Annotated in this window: 23 protein-coding genes and 1 pseudogene; 10 read left to right on the forward strand and 14 right to left on the reverse strand. The window is 65.4% G+C overall.

What is annotated here, in order from left to right; all coding sequences use genetic code 11:
• Positions 1-67 precede the first annotated feature (67 nt).
• Positions 68-1,132, forward strand: coding sequence for a Holliday junction branch migration DNA helicase RuvB (ruvB, locus tag RQP54_RS19095; RefSeq protein ID WP_315680109.1), 1,065 nt, complete (start codon positions 68-70; stop codon positions 1,130-1,132).
• Here the strand turns inward: ruvB and RQP54_RS19100 are convergent.
• The 7 genes from RQP54_RS19100 to RQP54_RS19130 all read right to left on the reverse strand — a co-directional run bounded on the left by RQP54_RS19100 (position 1,129) and on the right by RQP54_RS19130 (position 5,747).
• Complete coding sequence (locus RQP54_RS19100) at positions 1,129-1,869, reverse strand: lysoplasmalogenase (protein ID WP_315680111.1); 741 nt, start codon at positions 1,867-1,869, stop codon at positions 1,129-1,131. The genes ruvB and RQP54_RS19100 overlap by 4 nt on opposite strands.
• Before the next feature lie 63 nt (positions 1,870-1,932).
• The gene (locus RQP54_RS19105) at positions 1,933-2,583 is read right to left on the reverse strand and encodes a histidine phosphatase family protein (RefSeq protein WP_315680113.1); all 651 of its coding nucleotides are present in this window, start codon (positions 2,581-2,583) and stop codon (positions 1,933-1,935) included.
• Positions 2,583-3,203 (reverse strand): hypothetical protein, encoded by a 621-nt coding sequence (locus RQP54_RS19110; protein WP_315680115.1) that lies wholly within the window; start codon positions 3,201-3,203, stop codon positions 2,583-2,585. The genes RQP54_RS19105 and RQP54_RS19110 overlap by 1 nt, the downstream gene beginning before the upstream one ends.
• 11 nt (positions 3,204-3,214) lie before the next feature.
• Entirely contained in the window at positions 3,215-4,138 is a 924-nt protein-coding gene (gene ttcA, locus RQP54_RS19115; protein ID WP_315680116.1) for a tRNA 2-thiocytidine(32) synthetase TtcA, read from the reverse strand.
• 21 nt (positions 4,139-4,159) lie between these two features.
• Entirely contained in the window at positions 4,160-4,534 is a 375-nt protein-coding gene (locus RQP54_RS19120) for a dihydroneopterin aldolase (protein WP_315680118.1), read from the reverse strand.
• Entirely contained in the window at positions 4,531-4,935 is a 405-nt protein-coding gene (locus tag RQP54_RS19125) for a dihydroneopterin aldolase (protein WP_315680119.1), read from the reverse strand. The genes RQP54_RS19120 and RQP54_RS19125 overlap by 4 nt, the downstream gene beginning before the upstream one ends.
• The gene (locus RQP54_RS19130) at positions 4,932-5,747 is read right to left on the reverse strand and encodes an SDR family oxidoreductase (protein WP_315680120.1); all 816 of its coding nucleotides are present in this window, start codon (positions 5,745-5,747) and stop codon (positions 4,932-4,934) included. Before RQP54_RS19130 ends, RQP54_RS19125 begins: the two co-directional genes overlap by 4 nt.
• Before the next feature lie 19 nt (positions 5,748-5,766).
• Between RQP54_RS19130 and RQP54_RS19135 the strand changes: the two genes are divergently transcribed.
• The 3 genes from RQP54_RS19135 to RQP54_RS19145 all read left to right on the forward strand — a co-directional run bounded on the left by RQP54_RS19135 (position 5,767) and on the right by RQP54_RS19145 (position 8,411).
• The gene (locus RQP54_RS19135; protein WP_409997591.1) at positions 5,767-6,936 is read left to right on the forward strand and encodes a class I SAM-dependent methyltransferase; all 1,170 of its coding nucleotides are present in this window, start codon (positions 5,767-5,769) and stop codon (positions 6,934-6,936) included.
• A gap of 79 nt (positions 6,937-7,015) precedes the next feature.
• Complete coding sequence (locus RQP54_RS19140) at positions 7,016-7,384, forward strand: phosphomannose isomerase type II C-terminal cupin domain (protein WP_315680121.1); 369 nt, start codon at positions 7,016-7,018, stop codon at positions 7,382-7,384.
• 46 nt (positions 7,385-7,430) lie between these two features.
• The gene (locus RQP54_RS19145; RefSeq protein ID WP_315680122.1) at positions 7,431-8,411 is read left to right on the forward strand and encodes an ROK family protein; all 981 of its coding nucleotides are present in this window, start codon (positions 7,431-7,433) and stop codon (positions 8,409-8,411) included.
• Positions 8,412-8,435: 24 nt separating this feature from the next.
• Here the strand turns inward: RQP54_RS19145 and RQP54_RS19150 are convergent.
• Positions 8,436-9,469, reverse strand: a pseudogene (locus RQP54_RS19150) (histone deacetylase family protein).
• A 209-nt stretch (positions 9,470-9,678) separates the two neighbouring features.
• Between RQP54_RS19150 and RQP54_RS19155 the strand changes: the two are divergent.
• The 5 genes from RQP54_RS19155 to RQP54_RS19175 all read left to right on the forward strand — a co-directional run bounded on the left by RQP54_RS19155 (position 9,679) and on the right by RQP54_RS19175 (position 15,547).
• Positions 9,679-10,929: an ABC transporter substrate-binding protein gene (locus RQP54_RS19155; RefSeq protein ID WP_315680124.1), complete on the forward strand. Its 1,251-nt coding sequence runs from the start codon at positions 9,679-9,681 to the stop codon at positions 10,927-10,929.
• Between the two features lie 75 nt (positions 10,930-11,004).
• Entirely contained in the window at positions 11,005-11,883 is an 879-nt protein-coding gene (locus RQP54_RS19160) for a sugar ABC transporter permease (protein WP_315680126.1), read from the forward strand.
• Between the two features lie 11 nt (positions 11,884-11,894).
• The gene (locus RQP54_RS19165; protein WP_315680128.1) at positions 11,895-12,746 is read left to right on the forward strand and encodes a carbohydrate ABC transporter permease; all 852 of its coding nucleotides are present in this window, start codon (positions 11,895-11,897) and stop codon (positions 12,744-12,746) included.
• A 6-nt stretch (positions 12,747-12,752) separates the two neighbouring features.
• Positions 12,753-13,826: an ABC transporter ATP-binding protein gene (locus RQP54_RS19170; protein WP_315680129.1), complete on the forward strand. Its 1,074-nt coding sequence runs from the start codon at positions 12,753-12,755 to the stop codon at positions 13,824-13,826.
• 146 nt (positions 13,827-13,972) lie between these two features.
• Complete coding sequence (locus tag RQP54_RS19175; RefSeq protein WP_315680130.1) at positions 13,973-15,547, forward strand: methyl-accepting chemotaxis protein; 1,575 nt, start codon at positions 13,973-13,975, stop codon at positions 15,545-15,547.
• Here the strand turns inward: RQP54_RS19175 and RQP54_RS19180 are convergent.
• Genes RQP54_RS19180 through RQP54_RS19205 form a run of 6 tightly spaced genes read right to left on the reverse strand, consistent with a single transcriptional unit; the run spans position 15,537 to position 24,664 of the window.
• Positions 15,537-18,476, reverse strand: a complete 2,940-nt coding sequence (locus RQP54_RS19180; protein ID WP_315680132.1) for an EAL domain-containing protein — start codon at positions 18,474-18,476, stop codon at positions 15,537-15,539. The two genes, RQP54_RS19175 and RQP54_RS19180, sit on opposite strands and share 11 nt — an antisense overlap.
• Positions 18,445-19,896, reverse strand: a complete 1,452-nt coding sequence (locus RQP54_RS19185; protein WP_315680133.1) for a sensor histidine kinase — start codon at positions 19,894-19,896, stop codon at positions 18,445-18,447. Before RQP54_RS19185 ends, RQP54_RS19180 begins: the two co-directional genes overlap by 32 nt.
• 6 nt (positions 19,897-19,902) lie before the next feature.
• Entirely contained in the window at positions 19,903-20,604 is a 702-nt protein-coding gene (locus tag RQP54_RS19190) for a response regulator transcription factor (RefSeq protein WP_315680135.1), read from the reverse strand.
• Between the two features lie 17 nt (positions 20,605-20,621).
• Complete coding sequence (locus RQP54_RS19195; RefSeq protein WP_315680136.1) at positions 20,622-21,923, reverse strand: multifunctional CCA addition/repair protein; 1,302 nt, start codon at positions 21,921-21,923, stop codon at positions 20,622-20,624.
• 12 nt (positions 21,924-21,935) lie between these two features.
• Positions 21,936-22,619 (reverse strand): glutathione S-transferase family protein, encoded by a 684-nt coding sequence (locus tag RQP54_RS19200; RefSeq protein ID WP_315680137.1) that lies wholly within the window; start codon positions 22,617-22,619, stop codon positions 21,936-21,938.
• Between the two features lie 29 nt (positions 22,620-22,648).
• Positions 22,649-24,664, reverse strand: coding sequence for a lytic transglycosylase domain-containing protein (locus RQP54_RS19205; RefSeq protein ID WP_315680139.1), 2,016 nt, complete (start codon positions 24,662-24,664; stop codon positions 22,649-22,651).
• 9 nt (positions 24,665-24,673) lie between these two features.
• Here RQP54_RS19205 and RQP54_RS19210 point away from each other — a divergent pair, with 9 nt between their 5' ends.
• Complete coding sequence (locus RQP54_RS19210) at positions 24,674-25,273, forward strand: 5-formyltetrahydrofolate cyclo-ligase (RefSeq protein ID WP_315680141.1); 600 nt, start codon at positions 24,674-24,676, stop codon at positions 25,271-25,273.
• Positions 25,274-25,724 lie beyond the last annotated feature (451 nt).

Raw genomic sequence — 25,724 nt, forward strand, 5'->3', positions numbered from 1 at the left:
CCGGCGCGCTATAGTCTCAGCCGAACCGGGTCGATGTGCCTGTCTCTTTCATTCCCTCTGCCGCGCCGTGAGTATCCAGACCGACGAATTCTCTTCCGCCCCCGTTCCGGCCCGTGTGGTGTCGGCCGTTCCGGCTTCCAGCAGCGAAGAAGCGATTGAGCGCGCGCTGCGCCCCAAGCTGCTCGACGAGTACGTGGGCCAGGCCAAGGTGCGTGAGCAGCTGGAAATCTTCATCGGCGCGGCCAAGAAGCGCTCCGAGGCGCTGGATCACGTGCTGCTGTTCGGCCCGCCGGGCTTGGGCAAGACCACCTTGAGCCACATCATTGCCCACGAACTGGGCGTGAACCTGCGCCAGACCAGCGGCCCGGTGCTGGAAAAGCCCAAGGATCTGGCGGCGCTCCTGACCAACCTCGAAAAGAACGACGTCCTGTTCATCGATGAGATTCACCGCCTGAGCCCGGTGGTGGAAGAGATCCTCTACCCGGCACTCGAAGACTACAAGATCGACATCATGATCGGCGAGGGGCCGGCGGCGCGCTCGATCAAGCTCGACCTGCAGCCGTTCACGCTCGTGGGGGCCACCACGCGCGCAGGCATGCTGACCAACCCGCTGCGCGACCGTTTCGGCATCGTGGCGCGGCTGGAGTTCTACACCGCGCAGGAACTGCAGCGCATCGTCACCCGAAGCGCTGGTCTATTGGGGGTTCCGATTGACGACGAGGGCAGTTTCGAGATCGCCCGGCGCAGCCGCGGCACACCGCGCATTGCCAACCGCCTGCTGCGCCGCGTGCGCGACTATGCGGAAGTGAAAGGTACGGGCAGCATCACCTTGGACATGGCCAACCGCGCGCTGGCCATGCTCGATGTGGATCCGCAGGGTTTCGACCTGATGGACCGCAAGCTGCTCGAAGCCGTGATCCACCGCTTCGACGGCGGCCCGGTGGGGCTGGACAACATCGCCGCCAGCATCGGCGAGGAACGCGAAACCATCGAAGACGTGATCGAGCCCTACCTGATCCAGCAGGGCTACCTGCAGCGCACCCCGCGTGGCCGCATTGCGACCTTGGCGGCCTACCGGCACCTCGGGGTGGCGGCACCCGCCGGGCCGGCGGTGGACCTTCTGGGCGACTAAGCGGCCTTTCGGCCGGCGGGCATGAAATGCACGATGAGGAACTGGGCCGCGAAGTAGGTGATCAGGATCCACAGCGATTCCAGCGGAATCGGGGTGAGGAACTTGTTGACGGCGATCAGGCTGTCGCTGGCCATGAAGATGCATGTACCTACCGCCACCCAGCGGGCGTCCCGGGTGCCCAGCACCTTGGCGCGGCCGATGGCCTGCGAGGCCATGAGTGAAATCACCGTGACATAGGCCCCCACGGCACCGGCCAGCACCGGGTCGGGCAGGTGGCTCCAGAGGATGGCATACATGGTGGCGCCGAAACCCAATACAGCGATCAGCCCACGGCGGCTGGCAAACCAGGGCATGCCCTGGCGGAACAGGGCGATGTAGAACAGGTGGGCCACCAGGAATGAGGCCAGACCCGGGATGAAGTAGTTGCCGGGCAGCATCAGGAACACGTCGCCCCCCAGCGAGAACAGCAGCGCCGCCAGCAGCAACAGGTCGTTTCGTGCCAGTCCCCCCGCAGAATGTGCGCGAACAGCTACGAAAAGCATAGCGACCGCCATGGGAATGGGTTTGAGCACCAGGTGCAGGTCCAGCAGTTTCAGGGAGGAAAGGGTGGCCAGGCTGCTTGCGGCGATGAGTGCCCATTGCAGTGCGGCGATGCGCCCGCTGCGCCACAGCCAGCCTCCCCAGGCAATGGTGGCAGCGGCAAGCAGGTAGAGCAGGGTGGCGATGGTGTCGGTCATGCGCCCATTGTGTGCACCGGTCCGCGGGAAGGGAACGGGAGCAACCCTAAGCGGGCAATCCGATCAGGCGGTGCCTTCGTCCAGCGCGCGGTCTTCCAGGTGGCGGACATCGCCCCAGCCTACCAATGACAATTCACCGTCGCTCCAGAGCAGGCGGTTGATGGCGGCGTTGCCCAGTTCCCAGGTGCGCGGGGCCTGCACGCCCTGGCCGGTGGCCAGGCGGTAGATCATGTCGAGCACGCCCCCGTGGGCCACCAGCACGATGTGCTCGCCAACATGGCGTGCGGCGATCTCGTGCACGGCCTGCCCCACGCGTTCCATCACCTGGGTCGGGGTTTCTCCATCACCGGGCGCAAAGTGCGGGTCGCGGGTGCGCCAGCGGCGCGACTCCTCGGGCCAGCGTGCCTCTATGTCGGCGTAGGTCTGGCCTTCGAAGTAACCGAAACGCCGCTCGCGCAAGCCCGGGTGCAGCTTCACGGCGCGTGCACCGGGGTGCTGCGCCTGCTCGGCAATTGCCAGTGCGGTGTGGTGGGCGCGTTGCAGGTCGCTGGCGTAGATGTGGTGGATCTCCTCGTCAGCCAGGGCTTGCCCGACGCAGCGTGCCTGCCAGCGGCCCTTGTCGTTGAGGCCGATGTCGAGCTGGCCCTGGATGCGGGTGTCGGCGTTCCAGGCGGTTTCGCCGTGGCGCACGGCAATGATGCGGGTGAGCTCCATCACTCGTCTGCCGGTGTTCCGTCGGCCGGCAGTTCGATGACCACCTTGCGCGGCCCTGGCGGTGGGTTCGGGTAGTCACGCAGCGCGGCACGCATCACCACCGGCAGCAAGCGTGTGCTGTCAGCCCAGGGGCCATCGAAGCTGGCCGTGGACTCGAACGCGACCTTGGATGTACCGACATCGCGCAGCAGCAGCTGCACGCTGTGGCGGTACCACGGGGGTTCGATTACCAGCCCGAAGGGCGGCATGAACACCGCCACACCATCCGGGCGCAGGATGGAGCGCTCGGCGCGCGCGCGGCGCTGCTCCGGTGGGGCAATGGTGCGCACGCCCACGCTCACCTGGGCGCTGTAGCGCGGGGCCTTGTCGTCCCGATGCAGCCCGACCTCGGACAAGGCCTGCTCCGCCATGGCTTCAATCGATTCCTGCTGGTCGCTGCGGGCCTGCTGGGACGGCAGGCGCTCGAAGCGGTAGCCCACCCCGGTGACGGCACCTTCGCCGCCAACGAAACTCTGTACATCGCTGTCGATCATGCGCGGCAAGCCGCAACCGGACAGTACGGTGGTGCAGGCCAGTGTGGCGGTGATCAGCAGGTATTTCAGCGCGCGGGGGGTGTTCATGCGTCAAAGCCTCAGGCGTTGATGACCTGCAGGCCCGGCAGGCTCGGCGTCGGGAACTCTTCCTCGTCGAAGGCCTTGTCACCCTCCGTGTCTTCGATGCCGGTGGCCTTGACGTTCTTGAAGTCAAACAGCTTGTGGTCCATGAGGTGCGAGGGCACCACGTTCTGCAGCGACGTCATCATGGTCTCCAGACGGCCCGGGAACTTCTTGTCCCACTCGCGCAGCATGTTGCCGATCTGCTTGCGCTGCAGGTTTTCCTGGCTGCCGCACAGGGTGCAGGGGATGATGGGGAACTGGCGGTGCTCGGCCCAGCGGATCAGGTCCTTCTCCACCACATAGGCCAGCGGGCGGATGACCACGAATTCGCCGTTGTCGCTGGTCAGCTTCGGGGGCATGCCCTTGAGCTTGCCGCCGAAGAACATGTTGAGGAAGAAGGTCTGCAGCATGTCGTCGCGGTGGTGTCCCAGCGCTAGCTTGTTGCACTTGAGGCGGCGCGCCACGCTGTACAGGATGCCGCGGCGCAGCCGGCTGCACAGGCTGCACATGGTCTTGCCCTCAGGAATGTTCTTCTTGACAATGGAGTAGGTGTCCTGGGTCTCGATGTGGTACTCGATGCCCAGCCCCTTGAGGTACTCGGGCAGGATGTGGTCGGGAAAGCCGGGCTGCTTCTGGTCCAGGTTCACGGCCACGATCTCGAACGAGATGGGCGCGCGCTGCTGCATCTTGAGCAGGATGTCGAGCATGCCGTAGCTGTCCTTGCCGCCGGACATGCACACCATGACGCGGTCGCCTTCCTCGATCATGTTGTAGTCGACGATGGCCTGCCCCATCAGGCGGCACAGTCGCTTTTCCAGCTTGTGGGTCTCGCGCTCGATCTTGAGGCTGTTGGTGGGGGTAGCCACGGGGGCCTCGGTTTCAATCCAGTCGGTGGTCATGGTCGTTCTCAGGGTTCGGACTCAGGCCCACTGGCCCGCTTCCATGCGGATGGCGACTTCACAGTCGTCAAAGATTTCGAGTTTGGCAATCTTCACGCGCACGCCCAGCACGCCGGGCAGCAGCATCAGGCGGTAGGCCAGCTTGCCGATCAGGGTTTCGAGCAGGTTCACGTGCTCGGCCGTGCACTCGTCGATGATGATCTTGCGCACCTTGCGGTAGTCCAACACGTGGTTGATGTCGTCGTCGTGCGGCAGCAGGGGCTGGGTGCCCAGGCACAGCTCGGCATCGACCTGGATCGGCTGGGGCGCGGTCTTTTCGGATTCCAGTATCCCCAGGTTAGCGTCGAAACGCAGTCCGGTGAGGGTGAGGATCTGGGTGCCGGTGGTCGGTTTCATGCAGCCGCCTTCTTGATGTGGAATACCTCGACGCCAACGCCGGCACAGTCGGGGTAGACGTCGGGTTTGCAGGTGGACAGGCGCACCGCCTGCACGCCCGGGTGTTGCAGCAGGCGTGCGGCGAGGTCGTCGCACAGGGTTTCCTGCAGCTCGGTGTGTCCCTGGCGCACGCGCTTGGCAATGACTTCGCGCACGAAGTCGTAGTCCACCACCTCGGCCAGAGAGTCGCTGTGCGGCGTCGAGTCCGTGTACGCCACGTACAGGTCCACGTTGAACAGCACGCGCTGCGGCACGCCCTTTTCGAAGTCGTGCGCGCCGATGTGTACCGGCACTTCGTAGTCGCGCAGGAACAGGCGGCGGCAGTTCAGTGCCAACGCATCCAGGCTGTGTTCTTTGGTCATGGCTTTTGCAGGTAGTGGTCCACGACCACCATCACGTCGTTGGGCAGGGGTACCAGGTGCTGGCCGTTGTCCACCGCCAGGGTCACGCCGGTGATGGCATCGTTCTCGGCCAGGAAGACGCAGCTGCGCGCCACCTGGTCCGGGTTGGTGGGGCGGCGCATGGGGTTGATGCGCCCGGCCATGTCGAAGTTCTCCTGCGACTGCGGGCCGCTGAGGAACATCAGCCCCGGCGCCACGCCGCACACGCGCAGCTTGTCGGCCAGGGCCTGGGCCTGCAAGGCCACTGCGCGTTCCAGCGCCAGCTTGGACAGCGTGTACGAGAAGTAGTCCGGGTTCAGGTTGAAGACCTTCTGGTCCAGGATGTGGATCACGCTGTGGCGTCCGCGGTGCTCCTGCACGGGCAGGCTGCGGGCCATCAGGGCCGATAGCTCCATCGGGGCCACCAGATTGACATTGAGCTGGTGCTGGGTGCTGGCGCTGTCCAGGGTCTGGGCCTCGTCGGGCTCGAAGGTGGACGCGTTGTTCACCAGGCAGCTCAGTGGCCCGCTGGTGTGCACGATGTGTTCCATCATGCGCTGGCGGTCCTCGGCGCTGGCCAGGTCCGCCGCCACGGTGCGGGCCTGGACACCCATCGCCGCGAGTTCCTCGCACAGTGCCAGCGCCGTGTCGGCCGAGCGGTGGTAATGGCACCAGACATCCCAGCCGGCGCGGGCAAAGGCGCGACAAATCTGCGCCCCGAGCCGTACGGCTGCGCCCGTGACCAGCACGGAACGGCCGTGCGCAGCGGTGGGGTGTGCGGGGGAGGGGGACATTCGGGGACAATCCGGGGCGATGACGAAGCCTGCGATTTTAACGACCCCCCCCCTTTCAGCGGCCGAGCAGGGCCTTGTGCAGGCCCTGCAGGCCCGCATCCGCGACCGCATTGCGGTGGCCGGAGGCTGGATTGGCTTTGATGCCTTCATGGCCGAGGCCCTGTATGCGCCGGGCTTGGGCTACTACTGCAACGGCAGCACCAAGCTGGGCCAGATGCCCCAGGGCATGACCACCGCGGAAGGACTGGCCCAGGCGGCCGGCAGCGATTTCGTCACCGCCCCGGAGCTCTCGCCGCTGTTCGGCAAGGCCCTGGCGCGCCAGGTGGCGCAGGCGCTGAAGCACACGGGCACCGACGAAGTGTGGGAGTTCGGTGCCGGCACCGGTGCGCTGGCCCTGCAGCTGCTCGATGCGCTGCGCGAGACGGGCGTTTCGCTGCGCCGCTACGTCATCGTGGACCTGTCTGGCGACCTCAAGGTGCGGCAACAGGAACGGCTGGCGGGCTACGCGCACCAGGTCGAGTGGGTGGATTCGCTGCCCGACACGCTGCGTGCCGTGGTGGTGGGCAACGAGGTGCTCGACGCCATGCCGGTGCAGCTGCTCCAGCGCAAGGACGGCGTCTGGCACGAGCGCGGTGTGGTGTGGCAGGGGGAAAGCTTTGGCTGGGAAGACCGTGTTACCGACTTGCGAGCGCCGCTGGACGTGGATGGCGAGCACGACTACCTGACCGAAATCCACCTCCAGGGCGAGGCCTTCGTGCGCACCTTGGGCCAGAAACTGGCCGCAGGTGCCATTTTCCTGCTGGACTACGGTTATCCGGAGAGTGAGTACTACCACCCGCAGCGCCACATGGGCACGGTGATGTGCCACCGCGCCCACCACGCAGACCCGGACCCGCTCGATGCCGTGGGGCTGAAGGACATCACCGCCCACGTGAACTTCACCGGCACCGCGGTGGCGGCGCAGGATGCCGGTCTCGAAGTTCTGGGCTACACCTGCCAGGCCCATTTCCTGATGAACTGCGGCCTGGTCGAGGACATGCAGGCCTGTGATCTGCCGATGCGGGTGGCCGCCCAGAAGCTCATCGTCGAGCACGAAATGGGGGAACTGTTCAAGGTCATCGGCCTCACGGTCGGTGCGCCCTGGGATGCCCTGGGCTTTGCCCGTGGTGACCGCACCCACCGTCTCTGAAGCAACCGTAACGGGCCGGTAACCCGATCTTCCGCTGCGCAGTAGGATTAACGGATTATGAAAATTCGTGGAGACTGCCATGGGCACTGAAACGCGCACTGAAACTGTCGAACGCACACACCGCCCCTGGGGGTGGTACGAGACTGTCTCGGAAACGCCGGGTACCAAGATCAAGCGCATCGGTGTCCTTCCCGGTCAGCAGATCAGTCTGCAGCGCCACAGCCAACGCAGCGAGCACTGGGTGGTGGTGCAAGGGCGGGCGACGGTCACGCTGGGGCAAGACGTTCGGGAGCTGGGGGTGGGCGCAAGCTGTGACATCGCGCTCGGGCAGGTACACCGGCTTGCCAACCATACCGCGGATTTGGTGGAGATTGTTGAAGTACAGTTTGGCAGCTACCTCGGCGAAGACGACATTGAGCGACTGCAGGACGACTACGGTCGTCACTGATTGCAAGGCCGCTTATCCCACACCACGACAACAACGAGACAAGACCATGACATCCAGCATCGACATCGCCACGTTTCGGCTGCCCACAGGTGCGGCGCCGGTCGCCTGTGTGGACATCGGGGGCACCAAGGTGGCCGTGAGCGTGGCCGACACCGAGGGCGTGCGCGGCAAGGTGTCCGAACCCACGGCCAAGGAAGGCACCAACGATGCCCTGGCCCAGCAGATCATCCGCATGGTGGGACACAGTTGTGCCGCCGCAGGGGTCGATCGTGCGGCGATCACGGCCGTGGGTGTGTCCTCCTGTGGGCCTTTCGTGCTGCGTGATGGCTTGGTGGAACTGGCGGCACCCAACATCTGCGGGGGCATGGCCGGCAAGGCGCGTGGCCTGCCCAACGACTGGCACACGGCGTTGCTGGAAGCGCCCCTGCGCGCCGCCTTTGCGAGCGTTCGGGTGGAAAACGACGGGGTGGGCGCCCTGGAAGCCGAGCGCCGCTGGGGTGCGCTGCAGGGTGTGGACCACTGTGCCTACGTGACCTGGAGCACGGGCATCGGCACCGGCGTCTGCGTGGATGGGCGGGTGCTGCGCGGCAAGAACGGCAATGCCGGCCATGCCGGGCATACCTTCGTCAGCGACAATACGGATGCCCTGTGCGGCTGCGGCTTGGTCGGCGATGTCGAGGCATTGGTCGCGGGAAATGCCATTGCGCGCCGTTTCGCAGCCCAGGGTTATGCCGATGCTGCTGCACTTTTTGTAGCTGCCCGCGCAGGTGATGCGAGGGCTGTGGCCATTGTGGATGACCTCTGTCAGGTGATGGGGCGAATGCTCTTCAACATGGTCGCAACGCTGGACCTGCAGCGCATCAGCCTCGGTGGCAGTGTGTTTTGGCACCAGCGCGACTACCTGCTGCCGCGCCTGCAGCAGTTCCTGCGCGGCAAGCTGCCGGCATTGACCGACGGTGTCGAACTGGTACCGGCCGGCCTGGGCGAGCGGGTGGGTGACTTCGCCGCTTTGGCCCTGGTGGCCTGAGGCGGGTGCCAGCGGTCGGCGTGCTCAGGCCACGGACTCAAAGCCCTTGAGCACGTTGACCACGTTGATGCCTATTTCCTCGACCGCGTAGCCGCCTTCCATCACGAACACCGTGGGTCGGCCCAGGCGGCCGATGGCCTCGCCAATGCGGGTGTAGTGTTCCTCTTCCAGGCGGAATTGGGATATCGGATCGTCCTTGAAGGTGTCGACCCCGAGTGAAACCACGATGGCGTCCGGTGCGTAGAGCCGTGTGATTCCGCACAGGTGTTCCAGGGCCTGTCCCCACTCGGCCCAACCGACGCCAAGTGCCAGCGGGTAGTTGTGGTTGTAGCCTTCACCCGCTCCAGCGCCGGTTTCGTCGCGGTAGCCCAGGAAGTGGGGGTAGTCCCGCTCCGGGTCGGCATGGATGGATCCGAACAGCACATCGCTGCGCTCGTAAAAAATCTGCTGCGAGCCGTTGCCGTGGTGGTAGTCCACGTCGAGCAAGGCGACACGGCCAGCACCTTGGTCGATGAAAGCCTGCGCGGCAATGGCTGCATTGTTCAGGTAGCAGTAGCCACCCAGGTAGTCGCGTCCGGCGTGGTGCCCTGGTGGGCGGCACAGCGCAAACGCGCCACGGGCACCCGCAGCGACCTCGCTCTGCGCAGTCATGGCCACGTTGACCGCACTGCGGGCCGCCTGCCAGGTGCCCGCAGTAATCTGGGCCGCCCCGTCCATGGCGTAGTAGCCCACCTTGGCATCGATGAAGCGCGGAGGAAAGCTGCGCATGCCGCGTACGTTGTAGACGTAGGGCAGAATGTCGTGCTAACGCCCCAGAGCAGACCATTCGGCCCAGGCCGACTGCGCAGGTACTGCACATAGTCCAGGCTGTGTACGCGCGTCATCACGCGGTCATCGAACTGCCGTGGCTCCAGCACGTCGCCGAGCCCCGCCGCACGGATGCGCCCCAGCACCATGTCCATGCGCTGGGGGCTCTCGAATGGCGTGACCAGCTGGCCATCCATGATTTCGTACTTCGGGAAGTGCAGACGCTGGTCTTCGCTGTAGATGGTGCGCATGGGAGCGTAGGGAGAGTCAAAGTTCGCTGCACTATAAGCAGGCGATGCGCACGACGATGGTGCCACTCCGAGCGATTGCGCCCCAACCTAGGGAAAGCCCTATATTCATTTTTCGTTAATTAATAAAAAATTAATGAATTCGAAATGACATGGTGTTGCTTCGAATTCAACCCAAGCCGCGTTGCGCGGAAATATTTAATGGAGACGAGATGTTGAAGCTTTCTCAAATGGCCACGGCAGTGGCGCTGGTGGTTGCTGGTTCGGCTGCAATGGCTGGTGAAGTGGAAGTTCTGCACTGGTGGACATCGGGCGGCGAAGCCAAGTCCGTGGGTGAGTTGAAGAAGATCATGCAAGGCAAAGGCCACACCTGGAAGGACTTTGCCGTGGCTGGCGGCGGTGGCGACAACGCCATGACCGTGCTCAAGAGCCGTGTTGTGGCCGGCAACCCGCCTGCTGCTGCCCAGATCAAGGGCCCTGCAATCCAGGAGTGGGCTTCGGAAGGCGTTCTGGCCAACCTCGATGCCACCGCCAAGGCCGAGAAGTGGGACGAGTTGCTGCCCAAGGTGGTTGCCGACGTCATGAAGTACAAGGGCAACTACGTGGCAGCCCCCGTGAACGTGCACCGCGTGAACTGGATGTGGGCCAACAAGGCCGTGCTCGATGCCGCTGGCGTGAAGTCCGCTCCCAAGACCTGGGACGAGTTCTTCAAGGCCGCCGATGCCGTGAAGAAGGCCGGCAAGATTGCCGTGGCCCATGGCGGTCAGAACTGGCAGGACTTCACCACGTTCGAGAGCGTGGTGCTGGGCGTGGGTGGTGCCAAGTTCTACAACGACGCACTGGTCAAGCTCGACCAGAAGGCACTGACCAGCGCGACCATGACCAAGTCGCTGGAAACCTTCCGCAAGATCAAGTCCTACACCGATGCAGCCTCTCCTGGCCGCGACTGGAACCTGGCCACCGCCATGGTGATCAAGGGCGATGCAGCGTTCCAGTTCATGGGTGACTGGGCCAAGGGTGAGTTCGCTGCCGCTGGCAAGACCCCCGGCAAAGACTACGTCTGCGCTGCGGCTCCTGGCACTGCCAATGCCTACACCTTCAACGTGGACTCCTTTGCCATGTTCAAGCTCAAGGATGCCAATGCCCAGAAGGCCCAGGCTGATCTGGCTGCCGCCATCATGGGTACCGAGTTCCAGGAAGTCTTCAACCTGAACAAGGGCTCCATCCCGGTACGTCTGAACATGAAGATGGACAAGTTTGACGATTGCGCCAAGCTCTCCACCAAGGACTTCGTCGACACCGCCAAGACCGGCGGCCTGGTGCCCTCCGTCGCCCACGGCATGGCCATCAAGCCTGCAGCCGAAGGCGCCATCAAGGACGCTGTGAGCCAGTTCTGGAACGACGACAAGATCTCGGTGGCCGACGGTGTGAAGAACATCGCCAAGGCTGCTGCGACCAAGTAATCCTTCGTTCTCCTACACGCTTCAACCTGGTAACCCTGCCCCAATCGGGGCGGGGTTATTTTTAAGGTTTCCCCCATGAAAAAACTTGAAAATCTGCTGCCCAAGCTGGTGATCGCCCCTGGCTTCGTGCTCGGTTTCGCGTTCATCTATGGCTTCATGATCTGGAACGGCATCCTGTCCGTCACCGGCTCGCGCATGCTCCCCAACTACGAGGAATTCGTGGGCTTGGAGCAATACGCCCGCCTGTGGGAAATGGACCGCTGGTACGTGGCGCTCAAGAACCTGGGGATCTTCAGCGTGCTCTATGTGGGTGGCTCCATGCTGCTGGGCATGGTGCTGGCCATCTTTCTGGACCAGAAGGTGCGGGCCGAAGGCTTCCTGCGCACGGTCTACCTCTACCCCATGGCGCTGTCGTTCATTGTGACCGGCACGGCCTGGAAATGGATTCTCAATCCCAGCCTGGGGCTGGAAAAGCTCATGCACGACCTGGGCTGGGCTTCGTTCAGTTTCGACTGGCTGGTGCAGAGCGACACCGCGATCTACTGCGTGGTGATTGCCGGTGTCTGGCAATCGGCCGGCTTTGCCATGGCCCTGTTCCTGGCCGGCCTGCGCGGCATCGACGACAGCATCATCAAGGCCGCGCAGATTGACGGCGCCTCGCTGCCACGCATCTATTGGCGCATCATCCTGCCGATCCTGCGGCCCGTGGTGTTCTCGACCATCCTGGTGCTCTCGCACCTGTCGATCAAGAGCTTCGACCTGGTGATGGCACTTACCGCTGGCGGCCCCGGCTTCTCGACCGACGTGCCCGCCACCTTCATGTTCGCCATGAGCTTCACCCGTGGCCAGATCGGCCTCGGCGCTGCCAGCGCCACCATGATGCTGTGCTTCGTGGCCGCTCTGGTGGTGCCCTACCTCTACAGCGAATTGCGCGCCAAACCGTCTGACCGCTGAAGGAACGCATCATGAACAAACACCTCTCCCGCGTTGCGGTCTACTCCGTGCTGATCGTGGCAGCATTCTTCTTCCTGGCGCCCATGTACGTGATGATCGCCACCTCGCTGAAGGATGCTGATCAGATCCGCAACGGCAACCTGCTGAGCCTGCCCACGTCCATCAACCTCGAATCCTGGTCCCTGGCCTGGGCCCACGCCTGTACCGGTGTCGATTGCCGAGGCCTCAAGCCCTACTTCTGGAACTCGGTGGCCATGGCGGTACCGGCGGTGCTCATTTCCACATTCTGGGGGGCCATCAACGGCTACGTGCTGTCGATGTGGAAGTTCCGCGGTTCCGACCTGCTGTTCGGCTTCATGCTGTTCGGCGTGTTCATGCCCTTCCAGGTGGTGCTGTTGCCGATGAGCCAGGTGCTGGGCTTCCTGGGGCTGTCCAGTTCCATCGGCGGTCTGATCCTGGTGCACTGCCTGGCCGGCATGGCGGGTACCACCTTGTTCTTCCGCAATTACTACACCGCCATCCCGCGTGAACTGGTCAACGCTGCACGCATCGACGGGGCGGGCTTCTGGAAGATCTTCTGGCGCATCGTGGTGCCCATGTCCACCCCGATCCTGATGGTGACTCTGATCTGGCAGTTCACCAACATCTGGAACGACTTCCTGTTCGGCGTGTCCTTCAGCGGCGCCGACAGCAAGCCCATCACCGTGGGTCTGAACAACATGGCCAACACCACCACCGGGGTGAAGGCCTACAACGTGGACATGGCCGCAGCCATCATCGCCGGCCTGCCGACCATGCTGGTCTACGTGCTCGCCGGTCAATATTTCGTCAAAGGCCTGACTGCAGGCGCTGTGAAAGGGTAAACACAAATGGCTTCCTCTCTTGAAATCGCTGGCATCCGCAAGGTCTACGGCAAGGGCGACAAAGCAGTCGAGGTGCTCAAGAAGATCGACATCGACGTGCCGGCCGGTGAGTTCCTGATCCTGGTCGGTCCCTCGGGTTGCGGCAAGTCCACGTTGCTCAACATCATTGCCGGCCTGGAGGAGCCCACCGAAGGTCAACTGCGCATCGGCGGCACCGACGTTGTCGGTGTGGCACCGGCACAGCGCGACATCGCCATGGTGTTCCAGAGCTATGCGCTCTACCCCACCATGACCGTGGCTGACAACATTGGCTTCGCGCTGGAAATGCGCAAGGTGCCCGAAGACGTGCGCAAGAAGCGCATTGACGAAGTGGCGTCCATGCTCCAGATCGAGCACCTGCTCGACCGCCGCCCCAGCCAGCTCTCCGGCGGCCAGCGCCAGCGCGTGGCCATGGGCCGAGCCCTGGCCCGTGACCCCAAGCTGTTCCTGTTCGACGAACCGCTGTCCAATCTGGACGCCAAGCTGCGTGTGGAAATGCGTGCCGAGATCAAGCGCCTGCACCAGCAGTCGGGCATCACCAGTGTGTACGTCACGCACGACCAGATCGAGGCCATGACCCTGGGCAGCCGCATCGCCGTCATGAAGGACGGCATCCTGCAGCAGATCGGCACACCGCACGAGATCTACCGCACGCCGGCCAATACCTATGTTGCGGGTTTCATCGGTTCTCCCACCATGAACTTCATCAAGGGGACGGTACAAACCAGTGGTGACAGCGGCAAGTTCGTGTTCGAAGGCGGAAGCCTCGACCTGCCCTGCCCGCAGGCCACGGAAGTCATTCTGGGCCAGCGCCCCGAACACATCCACCTGGGGGAGGATTCCGCCTGGCGTGGCTCCGTCATTCTGGTGGAACCCACGGGCGCCGATCTGTACGTGGTGGTCAAGACGGCTGCCGGCAACATTTCAGTGCGCCTGGCACCGAGCACCCCGGTGCAGGTAGGCGACAACGTGGGCCTGACCGTGAGCGGACGCCACAACAACTGGTTCGACGCCAGCACCACGCGCCGCATTGCACTCTAGTCAGCGCCTGATCGAGTCCAGGGAGAAAACCACCAGGTCGAGCCCGGTTGGTCTGCAGTACCGCCGGGGCATGCACCGGGTGTGAGTCGGGGCAGGCCGTCTGCACAGAACAGGCGCCCCCGCATGTGTTGAAGTAGGAAAGTGCCATGCGTCTGGACCAACTCAAGCTCGCCACCCGGTTGTGGATCGTCATCGCGACTGTCGTCGCGGCCTTGGTGGTGATACTGGTTCTATCGTCGGTGGCCGGCGCGGCAAACCGTAGTGCCTATGCCCAGGCCAATGCGACCCACCAGGAGCGCATCAAGATGGCCTACCAGCTGGCCGCGGCCTCGGAAACCAATGCCACGCGGGCCTATGGGGTGGTTGTATCCCTGGACGCTGGCGTCGCCGCTGCCTTCAAGGACGACATCGCCCAGACCAATGCCCGCATGGATGAACTGCTGCAGGCCATCGGGCAGCAGGAACTCGACGCGCAGGACCAGGCTTCGCTGGCCGCCATCGCAGAGCACAAGGCCAAGGTGCTGGCGATGAATTCGCAGGCGGCGGTGCTCAAGGTGACTTCCAAAAGTCCGGAGGCGCTGGCTGAATTCGTCGGCAAGGAATACCGACCGGTCATGCTGGCCTTGCGCCAGGCCCATGCAGACTTCGTGCGCCTGCAGGAGACACATTCCGAGGCCACCCGCCAGGCTTTTGACGAGCGTGGCCAGCGCACCGCACTCTTGTCCACCATTGGCGTGGTGGTGCTGGTGCTTGTGCTGCTCATGGGCGCGGCCGTGCTGATCCGTTCCATCCAGCGCCCCTTGACGCAAGCCAATGCCCTCGCAGCCCGCATCGCCGCTGGGGACCTGAGCACCCAGGTCGACGTGACCCGGGGCGACGAATTCGGAGACCTCATGCGTTCCCTGCAGGGCATGAACCAGGCGCTGGGGCGCATGGTGGCCGAGGTGCGCGGCAGCACCGACAGCATCGCCACGGCGAGCGCCGAGATCGCCCAGGGCAATGCCGATCTGGCGCAGCGCACGGAGCAAACCTCGGCCAACCTGCAGGCCAATGCCTCCCGCATGGACCACCTCACCGGCACGGTGCAGCACAGTGCCGACAACGCCCGCCAGGCCAGCCAGCTGGCGGCCAGTGCCTCCACCGTGGCCCAGCGCGGCGGCACGGTGGTCACCCAGGTGGTCAGCACCATGCAGCAGATCGAGGCCAGCAGCAAGAAGATTGCCGACATCATCAGCGTCATCGACGGCATTGCCTTCCAGACCAATATCCTGGCGCTGAATGCCGCGGTAGAGGCTGCACGCGCCGGTGAGCAAGGGCGTGGGTTTGCGGTGGTGGCGTCCGAAGTGCGGGCCCTGGCCCAACGCAGTGCGGAAGCCGCCAAGGAAATCAAGGGGTTGATCGTGACTTCGGTCGAGAACGTCGAGTCCGGCACCGCGCTGGTATCCGAAGCAGGCAGCACCATGGAAGAGATCGTGCAGTCGGTGCGCCGGGTGGCCGACGTGATCGGTCAAATCACCGCCGCAGCGGCCGAACAGAGCAGTGGCATTGCCGGCGTGAACTCGGCCATCGGCGAGCTCGACCAGATGACGCAGCAGAACGCGGCCCTGGTGGAGGAGAGCGCCGCCGCCGCGCACAGCCTGCGCGAGCAGGCCGACCGGCTCAAGGAGGCAGTCGCCGTCTTCAAGCTGATGCCTTCACCGGCACTGGCGCTCACCTGCTAGGCGGCGGGGCGGACGGGGGCCTGTAATCGCGCACCCAGGTCTCGAAATCAGCCGCTGGCATCGGACGGGAGAAAAAGTACCCCTGCGCGTAGTCGCACCCGGCCTCGCGCAGCAACGCAAAGTGCTCTACCGTTTCCACGCCCTCGGCAACCACCTGGATGTCCAGCGCATGGGCCATGGCGATGATGGCCTTGCACAACGCCAGGTCGGTCGAGTCGCGCACCAGGTGGCGCACGAAGGACTGGTCGATCTTGATGAAGTCGATGTCGAAACGCTGCAGGTAGGACAGTGAGGAGTAGCCGGTACCGAAATCGTCGAGCGAAATCTGGATGCCCGCATCCACCAGCGACAGCAACTGCTCGGCCACACCGTTGTCCTGTTCGAGCAGCAGGCTTTCCGTGATCTCGATCACCAACGCGCATCCCGGCAGCTCCATCGCCTGCATGGTGGCCCCCCATTCCATGCAGGTGGGTGCCGGACGCAGGAACTGCACCGGTGACTTGTTGATGCTGATCTGGAACTCCGGTGCCAGGTGCGCACGCCAGCGCTGCACCTGGCCCACGGCCTGCTCGAACACCCACTGCCCGATTTCAACGATCAGCCCGCTGCTTTCAGCCACGGGAATGAATTCGGCCGGACTGACCAGTCCGTGGGCCGGGTGCTGCCAGCGGATCAGGGCCTCGGCCTTGTGCACCTGGCCCGTACCCATGTGCACGATGGGCTGGAACACCAGCATGAACTCCTGGTTCTGTAGCGCCTTGCGCAGGTCCTGTGCCAGCCGGACGCGCTTTTGCGCAGCTTCCTGCAGTTCCGGCGTGAAGAAGCTGAAACGGTTGCGACCGGCCCCTTTGGCGGCATACAGGGCCTGGTCGGCATTCTTGAACAGGACCTCGATGTCCTGCCCGTCGAGCGGATAGATGGTGACGCCGATGCTGGCAGAAACGAAGCGCGCTTCCCCGCAAAGGTCGAAGGCCGTGGAGAGCGCCTGCAGCAGTTTCTGCAGCAGACCCTCCAGGTGGGTGGCGTCTTCCATCTCCGACAGCACCACGGTGAACTCATCACCGCCCATGCGGGCCACGGTGTCCGAGGCCCGCAGGCAGCCCTGGATGCGGCGCGCAGCCTCCACCAGCAGCACATCGCCCTGGTCGTGTCCCAGCGTGTCGTTGATTTCCTTGAAGTGGTCCAGGTCCATGAACAGTACCGCCAGCTGCTGGTTGTCGCGCTGGCAGCGCTTGATCTCCTGCTCCAGCCGATCGCGCAGCATGCGGCGGTTGGGCAGGCCGGTGAGCGCGTCGAACATGGCCTGGTGGCGGATGGCGGCCTCGGCTTCCTTGCGCACCGTGATGTCGGTATGGGTGCCGATCATGCGCAAGGGCTTGCCCTGCGCGTCGCGCCGGATCACCATGCCGCGGCTGAGGATCCATTTCCAGCTGCCGTCGCGGCACTGGATGCGGTGTTCGTTGTGGTAACTCGGGGTGCGCCCCGCGAAATGGTCCTCCCGGTCCTGGCGCATCTGGGCCAGGTCATCGGGGTGGGTGCGCCGGTCCAGTTCGTCCGGGTGCAGGGCCAGCTCGTCGGCCTCGAATCCGTACATCTCCACCAGCCGGGGAGAAAAGTATTCGTGGCCGGTATCGAGGTGCCAGTCCCATACGCCGTCTCCAGCGCTCTCCAGGGCGAGTTTCCAGCGCTCCTCGCTCTCGCGCAGGCTGGCCTGGGCCAGCTTGAATTCGGTGATGTCCTGCATCACCGAGGTGCGCTTGGCAACGCGGCCGCCTTTCCACTCCATGGTGGCCAGGGTACGCACCCAGATGCGCCGTCCCGTGAGGGTGATGAGCTCCTGTTCCAGCTCCTGACGCGTGGGCTGTGCAGGATCATGCAGGGTTTCCATCAGGTCGGACTTCGCCTGGGGAGAGAGAAACGCAGAGATCGATGAAAGGGTCGGTGTGTAGGTGTCCGGGTCTGCGTCCAGGATGCGATAGATGCCTTCGGTCCAGTAGACCGTGCCGTGCTCATAGTCCGATTCGGCACAGCCCACCAATGAGACGTGCTGTACGGCGGTGAGCATGCCATCCAGTCGCTCGCGCTCGGCGTGCTCGCGCACATAGCGGCTCAGGTCACTGTAGGTTCGCACCAGGCCGCCATCGGCCAGGCGATGCGTCTGTACTTCCAGGGTGCGTCCGTCGGGTGTGCGACGCACATAACGCGGGGGAAGGTCTGCGTCGTTGCGCTGAGCCACGCCCTGTCGTGCACTGGGCTCCACCAATTGGTAGTCAGGGCCGAAGTCACCCCGTGCATGCTGGAAATCCCCCAGTTCCTGGCGTGTCGGGTGCTGCGCGAGCCAGGCCGGGTCCACGTCCAGCATTTCGCAGAGGCGGGCGTTGAAGGTATGGATGCGACCATCGGCGCCAGCCAGGAACACCCCCTGGCTGATACTGGCCAGCGTGGTGTGCAAATGGTCGTGCTGGCGTTGCAGCGCGGCATTCGCGTTGGCCAGTGCTTCGCTGGCACGGTGTTGCTCGTCCACGTCGGTGTGGGTGCCGATCATGCGCACCGCCTGGCCGGCCCGGTTCCATGCCACCACGCCAGCGCGGCTCAGGATCCATTTCCAGCGTCCGTCCTTGCAACGCATGCGGAACTCGACCGCCACGCGCGAATCGGGTGCACCGAGGTTGACTTCATGCGCCGCCAGGATGCGCGGCCAGTCCTCGGGGTGCACCAGGTCGACAAACTCCGAAAAGGGGCCACTGGACGGAACGCTCGCGGGGTCGTAGCCCAGCATCTCCCACCAGCGCGCCGAGCGGTGTTGGATGTCGGTCTCCATGTCCCAGTCCCATACCCCGTCGCCCGAGTGCTCCAGCGCCAGCCGCCAGGGATTGGGGGCCGGGTCGTGTTGGGTGTCAGGGCTGGTTGCTGTGGCGCGCGGCGGCACGGGTATCGGTGGGTGAACTGGGGACTCGGTTCAGTATGCCTTGCCCCTCCAACAAAGGCAATCGGAGTTCTACCCGCAGCCCGTGGGGGCTGACGCCCCGCACCTGGGCCTGTCCACCATGGCGCTGGGCAATTTCCGCCACGATGGCCAGCCCCAGCCCACAGCCCCCGGGCAGCTCGCTGGCGCGCCAGAAGCGTTCGAACACATGGGACATCTGGTCGTCGCGCAGGCCAGGGCCGTTGTCCTCGACCCCGAGCACGCACCAGGCCCCATCGCGGCGCGTGGTCACGGTCACCGTGCTGCCGGCGCCGGCATAGCGCAGCGCGTTGTCGATCAGGTTGCTCAGCGCCTCGCGCAGCAGCAGGCGCGAAGCCGCCGCATGCACCGCGTCATCGCCTTCCCACCCCAGGTCGACCTGGCCCTGCACCGCCTTGCGGGCGAACTCGCGGGCCACTTCGCGTGCCAGCGCCGCCACGTCGACCGGTGTGCGCTCGATGGCACCCTCGGTGCGCGCCAGTGCCAAGAGCTGGCCTACCAGGTGGGCACTGCGCTGCGCACCCGTGTGTACCTTCTGCAGCCGCGCCCGCAGCGCCTGGGGGTCGGTCTCCTGCAGCGCCAGCTCGCTCTGGCTGATCAATCCGGCCAGGGGCGTGCGCAGCTGGTGGGCAGCGTCGTTGAGGAAGCGCTTTTCCTGCGTCAGGCTGCGCCGCAGGCTTCCCAGCAGCTCGTTGAGCGCAGTGGCCAGCGAGTGCACCTCCTGCGGTGCTTCGGTCAGCTCGATCGGTTGCAGCGCCGCGGTGGAGCGGTGGGCCAACTGGGCTTCGAGGCGCTGCAAGGGGGCCAGGCCGCGGCGGATGCCGCCGTACACCAGCACGCTCAGCACCGTGCCCAGCGCCAGCAGCGGGATCAGCACGTCGCGCACCAGCTCGCGCGCCAGCACCTCCTTGGCGGCCAGGCTCTTGGCCACCTGCACCCGCATGCGCTGGTCGGCCGGTGGGGTGCCGTAGTTCAGCTCCATCAGGGCCACACGCAGTACCTTGCCATCCAGGGCCTGGTCATAGAAAACCGGGGTGTTGTCGGGAATGTCGAGACCGGTGGGCGGTGCCGGCAGCGTCAGGTTGCCCAGGAAGAAGCTGCCCGGTGGCGACGACACCATGTAGGCCACGCGGTCGGTCGGGTCCTGCTCGATGATGGCCTGCGCCGCCTTGGGAAAGTCGACCAGCAGCCCCGAGCCCAGCGGCTTGACCTGGCGCGCCAGCGAGCGCACCGACTGGCTCAGCGAGGCATCGAGTGCCTTTTCGGCATAGCTCAGCGCCACGCGGTAGGCTAGCACGCCGCCCATGAGCCACAGGATCAACTGCGGCGCCAGCAGCCACCACAGCAGCTGGCGCCGCAGTGATAGGCCGGGGATGGGCTTCATGCGGGGTCAGCCCTCGCTGCGTTCGAGCATGTAGCCCAGGCCCCGCACATTGCGGATGTTCAGGTCCGAATCGGCCAACTTGCGCCGCAGCCGGTGCACGTAGACCTCCAGCGCATTGGAGGCCGTTGCGCCGCCGTCGCCGGGCTGGGTTTGCCACACGGCCAGCACGTCCTCGCGGCTCACCACCTGCCCCAGGTTGTTCACCAGCAGCGACAGCAGCGCCCATTCGCGCTGGGTCACGTCCAGTGGTTCGTCGTTGAGCCAGGCCAGCGGCAGCTGTGGGTCCACTCGCAGGCGCGAGCTGCCACTGGCTTCCACTTCCAGCGAGCCGCCAAAGGCCGGCAAGCGGGCGCGGCGCAAAAGCGCCAGCAGGCGCGCTTCGAGCTCGGCCACGTTGAAGGGTTTGGTCAGGTAGTCGTCGGCCCCGGCGGTCAAGCCGCGCACGCGGTCGTCCACGTCGTCGCGGGCGGTGAGGATGAGCACCGGCAGGGCGGCAAAGCGTTGGCGTATCCACTGCAGCACGGCAAAGCCGTCCATGCCGGGTAGCCCCAGGTCCAGGATCACGGCGTCAAAGCGCTGGGCTTCGAGCAGCGGCAGGGCCTGCTCGCCGTCAGGGGCGGTCTGTACCTGGTGGCCAGCCTTGGCCATCTGGGCGGCCAGGCCATCGCGCAGCAGTTCGTCGTCTTCAACCAAAAGCAGATGGGACATGGTCGCAGTGTAGGGGTTCAGTGGGAAACGGCTGGGGCAGGGGGCAACTGGTCGGCCACCGCCTGGACTCGGGCCTGGTGCACAGCCTGGCCTATCTTCTGGCCTGTAGCCCCGGTGGATATTGCGTGGGCAGCTACTTTTTCGGTAGCGACTGCGAGGCAGATACTCAGTGCCTGCTGCAGGCGTGCGCGCTGCGGGTAGGCGCTGTCTGCCAGACCCTGGCGTCCGCGGGCGTCGCATTCGCAGGCCAGCAGCACATCCAGAAAGCGCTGCGGCTTGCGGATGGCGTCGCAGCGCTCCAGCAGGCGCACCGTGGCAGTCGCAGAGAGGTCCAGGCTGCGGTGGATGTTGCCGTGCTCGCGCGCCACCACGTCGGCCAGCTCGGCGCACTCCGACGGTACGCGCAGCCGCTGCACCACGCCCTTGAGCAGCCGGGCACTGCGCTCCTCGTGGCCAATGTGGCGCGGCAGCACGTCCACAGGCGTGGTGCCCTTGCCCAGGTCGTGGGTCAGTGCGGCGAAGCGCACGGCCAGTGGCGCTTGCAGCCGTGCGGCCATGTCCAGCACCAGCATCACGTGCACGCCGGTATCCACCTCGGGGTGGTACTCCGGTCGCTGGGGCACGCCCCACAGGCGCTCCAGTTCGGGCAGCAGCTTGTGCAGAGCTCCGCATTCGCGCAGCACCGAGAACATGCGCGAGGGCTGGGCTTCCATCAGGCCGCGGCTCAGCTCCTGCCACACCCGCTCGGCCACCAGGTGGTCGACCTCGCCGCTCTCCACCATGGCCCGCATCAGCGCCATGGTTTCGGGGGCCACGCGGAAGTCCGTGAAGCGGGCGGCAAAGCGCGCCAGGCGCAGGATGCGCACCGGGTCTTCGGCAAAGGCCGGGGACACATGGCGCAGTACCCGCGCCTCCAGGTCGGCCAGGCCCCCGTAGGGGTCGTGCAGCAGAGTCCGGCCCGCCGGTGTCTGCAGGGTTTGCAGTTCAAATTTGCCTTCACCCCTCGAGAAGTCTGCGTGAACAGCTATGGAATTGATAGTGAGATCGCGGCGCAGCAGGTCTTCTTCCAACGTGACATCGGGCGCGGCGTGGACGGCAAAGCCCTGGTAGCCGGGCGCGGTCTTGCGCTCGGTGCGGGCCAGGGCGTATTCCTCGCGCGTGCTCGGGTGCAGGAACACCGGGAAGTCGCGGCCTACGGGGGTGAAGCCGCGATCGACCAGCTGCTGGGGCGTGCCGCCCACCACGACCCAGTCGCGCTCAACCACGGGCCGCCCCAAGAGCGCGTCCCGTACTGCACCACCTACGAGGTAGACCTGCATCGGCCGCGGCCTTCAGCGGTGCAGTCGGTAGGGTTCCTCGAAGTCGAGGAAGTCGGCTTCGGCGCGGGCCTGCTCTATCCAGGCTGCCACGCCCGGCAGGGCCTGCACGCGCTGCACGTAGGCGGCGGTGGTCGGGCTGACGGGCAGCCCATAGCTCAGCAGGCGCATGCACACCGGGGCGAAGTAGGCATCGGCAATGCTGAATTGCCCGAACAGCAGGGGACCGCCGTGCGCGGCGAGCAGCTCGCCCCACATGGCTTCCAGGCGCTGCACGTCGGCGCGCACCGCCGGCTTGTCGCGCCAGATCAGCGCACCCACCTCGGGCAAGCGGGCTTCGACGTTCATGGGGCAGGCGCTGCGCAGTGCCGTGAAGCCGCTGTGCATCTCGGCGCAGACCGAGCGCGCCCGGGCCCGCGCCGCCTTGTCGGCAGGCCAGAGTTGCTTGTCGGGAAACTGCTCGGCCACATATTCCGCAATGGCCAGGGTGTCCCAGATGGCCAGTCCACCGTCCACCAGCAGCGGTACCTTGCCGGTGGGCGTGAGGCCCTTGAGCGTGCTCTTGAACTGCGAGCCGGCGTCGAAGGAGTCGAAGCGCACCATGACTTCCTCGAAGGGGATGCCGGCCTGGCGCAGCAGCACCCAGGGGCGCATGGACCAGGACGAATAATTCTTGTTGCCGATGTAGAGCGTGAGCATGGTGGGTTCCCGGTTGGAAATGAAGGGGGTCAGGGCAGGTCTTCGATCAGCGGCGGCGCGTTGCTGGGGCCGATCTGCCCCAGGCGTGCCTTGAGCGACTGCGGCTGGCCCGTGATCAGCGCCGCATAGTTGGTGGTGTTGGACAGCACCTTCTTCACGTAGTCGCGCGTTTCGTTGAAGGGAATGTTCTCGGCCCAGATGACGGCGTCCACCGTCGGGGCACCGTCGCCGCCGCGCCACTGGCGCGGCCGGCCGGGCCCGGCGTTGTAGGCCGCGGCGGCCATGGGCATGGAGCCACCAAAGCTGTCGAGCACGAGCTTGAGGTAGCCGGTACCGATGGCGATGTTGGTGTCCTTGTCGGTGATGTCGTGCGGCTGGAAGCCCGTCATGCCCAGCTTCTTCGCCGTCCACTTGGCGGTGGCCGGCATCACCTGCATCAGGCCCGCGGCGCCCACGCCCGAGCGTGCGTCGGTGATGAAGCGGCTTTCCTGGCGTATCAGGCCGTACACGTAGGCCGGGTCCAGGCCGATGGCGCGGCTGCGCTGGATCACCTCGTGGCGGTAGGGCATGGGAAAGCGCGTTTCCCAATCGATGGCGCTGCGGGTGCGCTCGCTGCTGTTGATGCAGCGGTCCCACACCTCCTGGCTGCAGGCGTACTCGGCAGCGGCCAGCAGGCCGCGGTCGTCCATGCCGCCCTTGGTGTGCAGGCCCACGCTGTAGTTCCATTCGCGCACGCCATCCATGCGCAGCCCGATGCGGATGGCGTACAGCGCGCGCTGCAGCCCCGGGTTCTGCCGTGCCTGGGCCTTCTCCTCGGCGCTGAGCGGTGCCGGGCGTGGCGGCTGGGCAATGCGCTGGCCCAGGTCTTCGAGCGCCAGCTGTTCATAGAAGCCCTTCACGCCGGCGATGCTCTCCAGCAGGCGCAGGCCCTGGTTGCGCTGGTCGTCGGTGGTGGCGGTCTGCAGCAGCGCCTTGGCACGCCAGTACACCCAGGTCGGCTCGCTGCGCATGGGCTCGGGCATGGCACTGGTGGCCTGCAGTACCTGGCCCCAGCGGCCCACGCGCAGGGCAGCACGCGCCATCCAGGCCAGGTGGTCCTCGTGCAGGTACTGCACCTGGGCCTTGGCGAAGTAGTCGCTGGCGTCGAGCGACAGGCGCTGCGCCATGCGCTTGCCGATCACGCCCCAGATCCAGCTGCGCTCCTCCTGCGTGAGCTGGGCCTTCCAGCGCAGCTTGTCCACTTCCTCCGCGGCGTCCAGCGCGTCGTGGTCGGCCAGGCGGATGATCGCCAGCGACACGAACTCGCGCGTACGCGGGCGCAGGGCGGTGAGCTTGTCGTTGAGGTACTTGGTCGGGCTGGCGTAGATGGTGTTGACGGTCTTCGAGAACTCCGGGTTGAGCAGGTCCACGGCCTGCGTGGCCATGCGGATGCGGTCGTTCTCCATGCCTAGGCGCGCGCGGTGCCAGGCCGTGAGCTGCATGCCCGAGTGGTCCTTCACCAGCTGTTCGGCGGCAGCTGTGCAGGCCTCTTCGGCCTCCTTGGCGCCCAGCCATTGGGTGCGCACTTCGGGGCGCACGTCCGCACCTGTGGCCAGGTAGTTGGCCAGCAGGGCATAGCAACGCACCGAGCGGTCGTCGTTCATGCGGTACAGCGGGTACTCGCGGTTGAACGTTACCCAGTCGCGGTTTTTGCCCAGCTGGATGAGCCACTCGGCGCGCAGCCGGTCTTCCTGGTAGAAGCCGGCCCAGCGGGCCAGGTGGTCCTGAATCTCGCGCGGGCTGGCCTCGTCAAGGCGGGCCGAGAGTTCCCAGTACGCGCCCCAGGCTTCCAGCGGGTGCCCCTTGAGCTGGGGCAGCAGGGCGGCCAGGCGCTTGCGGTCGCGGGCCTTGTAGGCTTGGGCCATGTCCAGCACGGCCTCGTCGGCACGGCTCAGGTCAGGGATGTTGCGGTTGCCGGCCAGCGCGCCGGACAGGGGGAACGTGCACAAAACGGCGGCCAGTGCCGTTTGGGCCACCAACGGTGTCAGAATCACAGAAAAACGCATGTGGGGATTATGGACAAGTTGCCTCCTGAAACCGACTCGGGCAAGAAAGCCCTTCGCCGCCGTCTGCTCGAAGAGCGCCTGGCCCTGCCTGACCGCCAGGAACGCTCTGCCGCTCTGCAGCAGATCATGCGCATCTGGCTCGTGGGCCGCACCGACACGGTGATCGGCGCCTACTGGCCCATCAAGGGCGAATTTGACCCCTTGCCCGCGCTGCACCGCTGGAAGGAAGACGGCGAACTGCTGGACCAGCCGCAGCGCCGCCGCATTGGCCTGCCGGTGGTGAACCGCGAACACAAGACCATGACCTTCCATGCCTGGTACCCCGGCTGCCCCATGGAAGAGGACGCCTACGGCATCCCCAAGCCCAAGGACACCGAACTGATCGTGCCGACCCTGCTGTTCGCGCCCTGCGTGGGCTACGGGCCTGGGGGGTACCGGCTGGGCTACGGCGGCGGCTTCTACGACCGCATGCTGGCCAGCCTGGAGCCCAAGCCGTTCACCGTCGGCTTGGGGTTCGGGCCGGGGTTTGTGGACGACCTGGAGCCGGAGCCGCACGATGTGCCGCTGGATGCGATCCTCAATGACTATGGGGTGGTTTGGCCGGTTTGAGGTTCTTGCCTGATGTTGCGCCCGGCGAGGCGCTGCAGGCCGGGTTTCGGCCCGGCGGCCGACTTCATTTTCTTGTCTCGCCAAGAAAACGAAGCAAAAGAAGGCGACCCCGCTGTCTGCGTCCCTCCGCTTCGCTGCGGGCAACCTGCGGTGCTCGCAGCCGCTGGGGGTCGCGCAAACTCGCCCTGCGGGCTCAAACAGCGCGCGCCCCTTCACCCAGCGCCTGCAGCGCTCCTCGGCGCAGACAGAGGGGAGTGGGGAGAGTCACGTGCCATCGCTTCGCTCGGCGCGGGTGGTATCGTTGAATTTCGCGACTTCAGCTTTGGGGGGCGGATTCAACCGGTCGATGCAACACACTAACCACCGCATAGGCGGAAGGAGTGTTGCAGATGAAGCGGCGACCCAGGATCTACTACACGGATAGCCAGAAAGCGCTGATGTGGGAGCGCTG

The sequence above is a fragment of the Curvibacter sp. APW13 genome (genome assembly GCF_032337135.1).
In the GTDB taxonomy this organism is placed as follows: Bacteria; Pseudomonadota; Gammaproteobacteria; order Burkholderiales; family Burkholderiaceae_C; genus Allorhodoferax.

What these genes read in the sequence shown, in the direction of transcription:
- RQP54_RS19120 (WP_315680118.1), bottom strand. Translation starts at nt 4,534, where the DNA reads ATGAAACCGACCACCGGCACCCAGATCCTCACCCTCACCGGACTGCGT.
- RQP54_RS19200 (WP_315680137.1), bottom strand. Translation starts at nt 22,619, where the DNA reads ATGCTCACGCTCTACATCGGCAACAAGAATTATTCGTCCTGGTCCATG.
- RQP54_RS19105 (WP_315680113.1), bottom strand. Translation starts at nt 2,583, where the DNA reads ATGGAGCTCACCCGCATCATTGCCGTGCGCCACGGCGAAACCGCCTGG.
- RQP54_RS19135 (WP_409997591.1), top strand. Translation starts at nt 5,767, where the DNA reads ATGACGAAGCCTGCGATTTTAACGACCCCCCCCCTTTCAGCGGCCGAG.
- RQP54_RS19125 (WP_315680119.1), bottom strand. Translation starts at nt 4,935, where the DNA reads ATGACCAAAGAACACAGCCTGGATGCGTTGGCACTGAACTGCCGCCGC.
- RQP54_RS19170 (WP_315680129.1), top strand. Translation starts at nt 12,753, where the DNA reads ATGGCTTCCTCTCTTGAAATCGCTGGCATCCGCAAGGTCTACGGCAAG.
- ttcA (WP_315680116.1), bottom strand. Translation starts at nt 4,138, where the DNA reads ATGACCACCGACTGGATTGAAACCGAGGCCCCCGTGGCTACCCCCACC.
- RQP54_RS19110 (WP_315680115.1), bottom strand. Translation starts at nt 3,203, where the DNA reads ATGAACACCCCCCGCGCGCTGAAATACCTGCTGATCACCGCCACACTG.
- RQP54_RS19195 (WP_315680136.1), bottom strand. Translation starts at nt 21,923, where the DNA reads ATGCAGGTCTACCTCGTAGGTGGTGCAGTACGGGACGCGCTCTTGGGG.
- RQP54_RS19175 (WP_315680130.1), top strand. Translation starts at nt 13,973, where the DNA reads ATGCGTCTGGACCAACTCAAGCTCGCCACCCGGTTGTGGATCGTCATC.
- RQP54_RS19145 (WP_315680122.1), top strand. Translation starts at nt 7,431, where the DNA reads ATGACATCCAGCATCGACATCGCCACGTTTCGGCTGCCCACAGGTGCG.
- RQP54_RS19130 (WP_315680120.1), bottom strand. Translation starts at nt 5,747, where the DNA reads ATGTCCCCCTCCCCCGCACACCCCACCGCTGCGCACGGCCGTTCCGTG.
- RQP54_RS19155 (WP_315680124.1), top strand. Translation starts at nt 9,679, where the DNA reads ATGTTGAAGCTTTCTCAAATGGCCACGGCAGTGGCGCTGGTGGTTGCT.
- RQP54_RS19140 (WP_315680121.1), top strand. Translation starts at nt 7,016, where the DNA reads ATGGGCACTGAAACGCGCACTGAAACTGTCGAACGCACACACCGCCCC.
- RQP54_RS19100 (WP_315680111.1), bottom strand. Translation starts at nt 1,869, where the DNA reads ATGACCGACACCATCGCCACCCTGCTCTACCTGCTTGCCGCTGCCACC.
- RQP54_RS19210 (WP_315680141.1), top strand. Translation starts at nt 24,674, where the DNA reads ATGGACAAGTTGCCTCCTGAAACCGACTCGGGCAAGAAAGCCCTTCGC.
- RQP54_RS19160 (WP_315680126.1), top strand. Translation starts at nt 11,005, where the DNA reads ATGAAAAAACTTGAAAATCTGCTGCCCAAGCTGGTGATCGCCCCTGGC.
- RQP54_RS19185 (WP_315680133.1), bottom strand. Translation starts at nt 19,896, where the DNA reads ATGAAGCCCATCCCCGGCCTATCACTGCGGCGCCAGCTGCTGTGGTGG.
- RQP54_RS19205 (WP_315680139.1), bottom strand. Translation starts at nt 24,664, where the DNA reads ATGCGTTTTTCTGTGATTCTGACACCGTTGGTGGCCCAAACGGCACTG.
- RQP54_RS19190 (WP_315680135.1), bottom strand. Translation starts at nt 20,604, where the DNA reads ATGTCCCATCTGCTTTTGGTTGAAGACGACGAACTGCTGCGCGATGGC.
- RQP54_RS19165 (WP_315680128.1), top strand. Translation starts at nt 11,895, where the DNA reads ATGAACAAACACCTCTCCCGCGTTGCGGTCTACTCCGTGCTGATCGTG.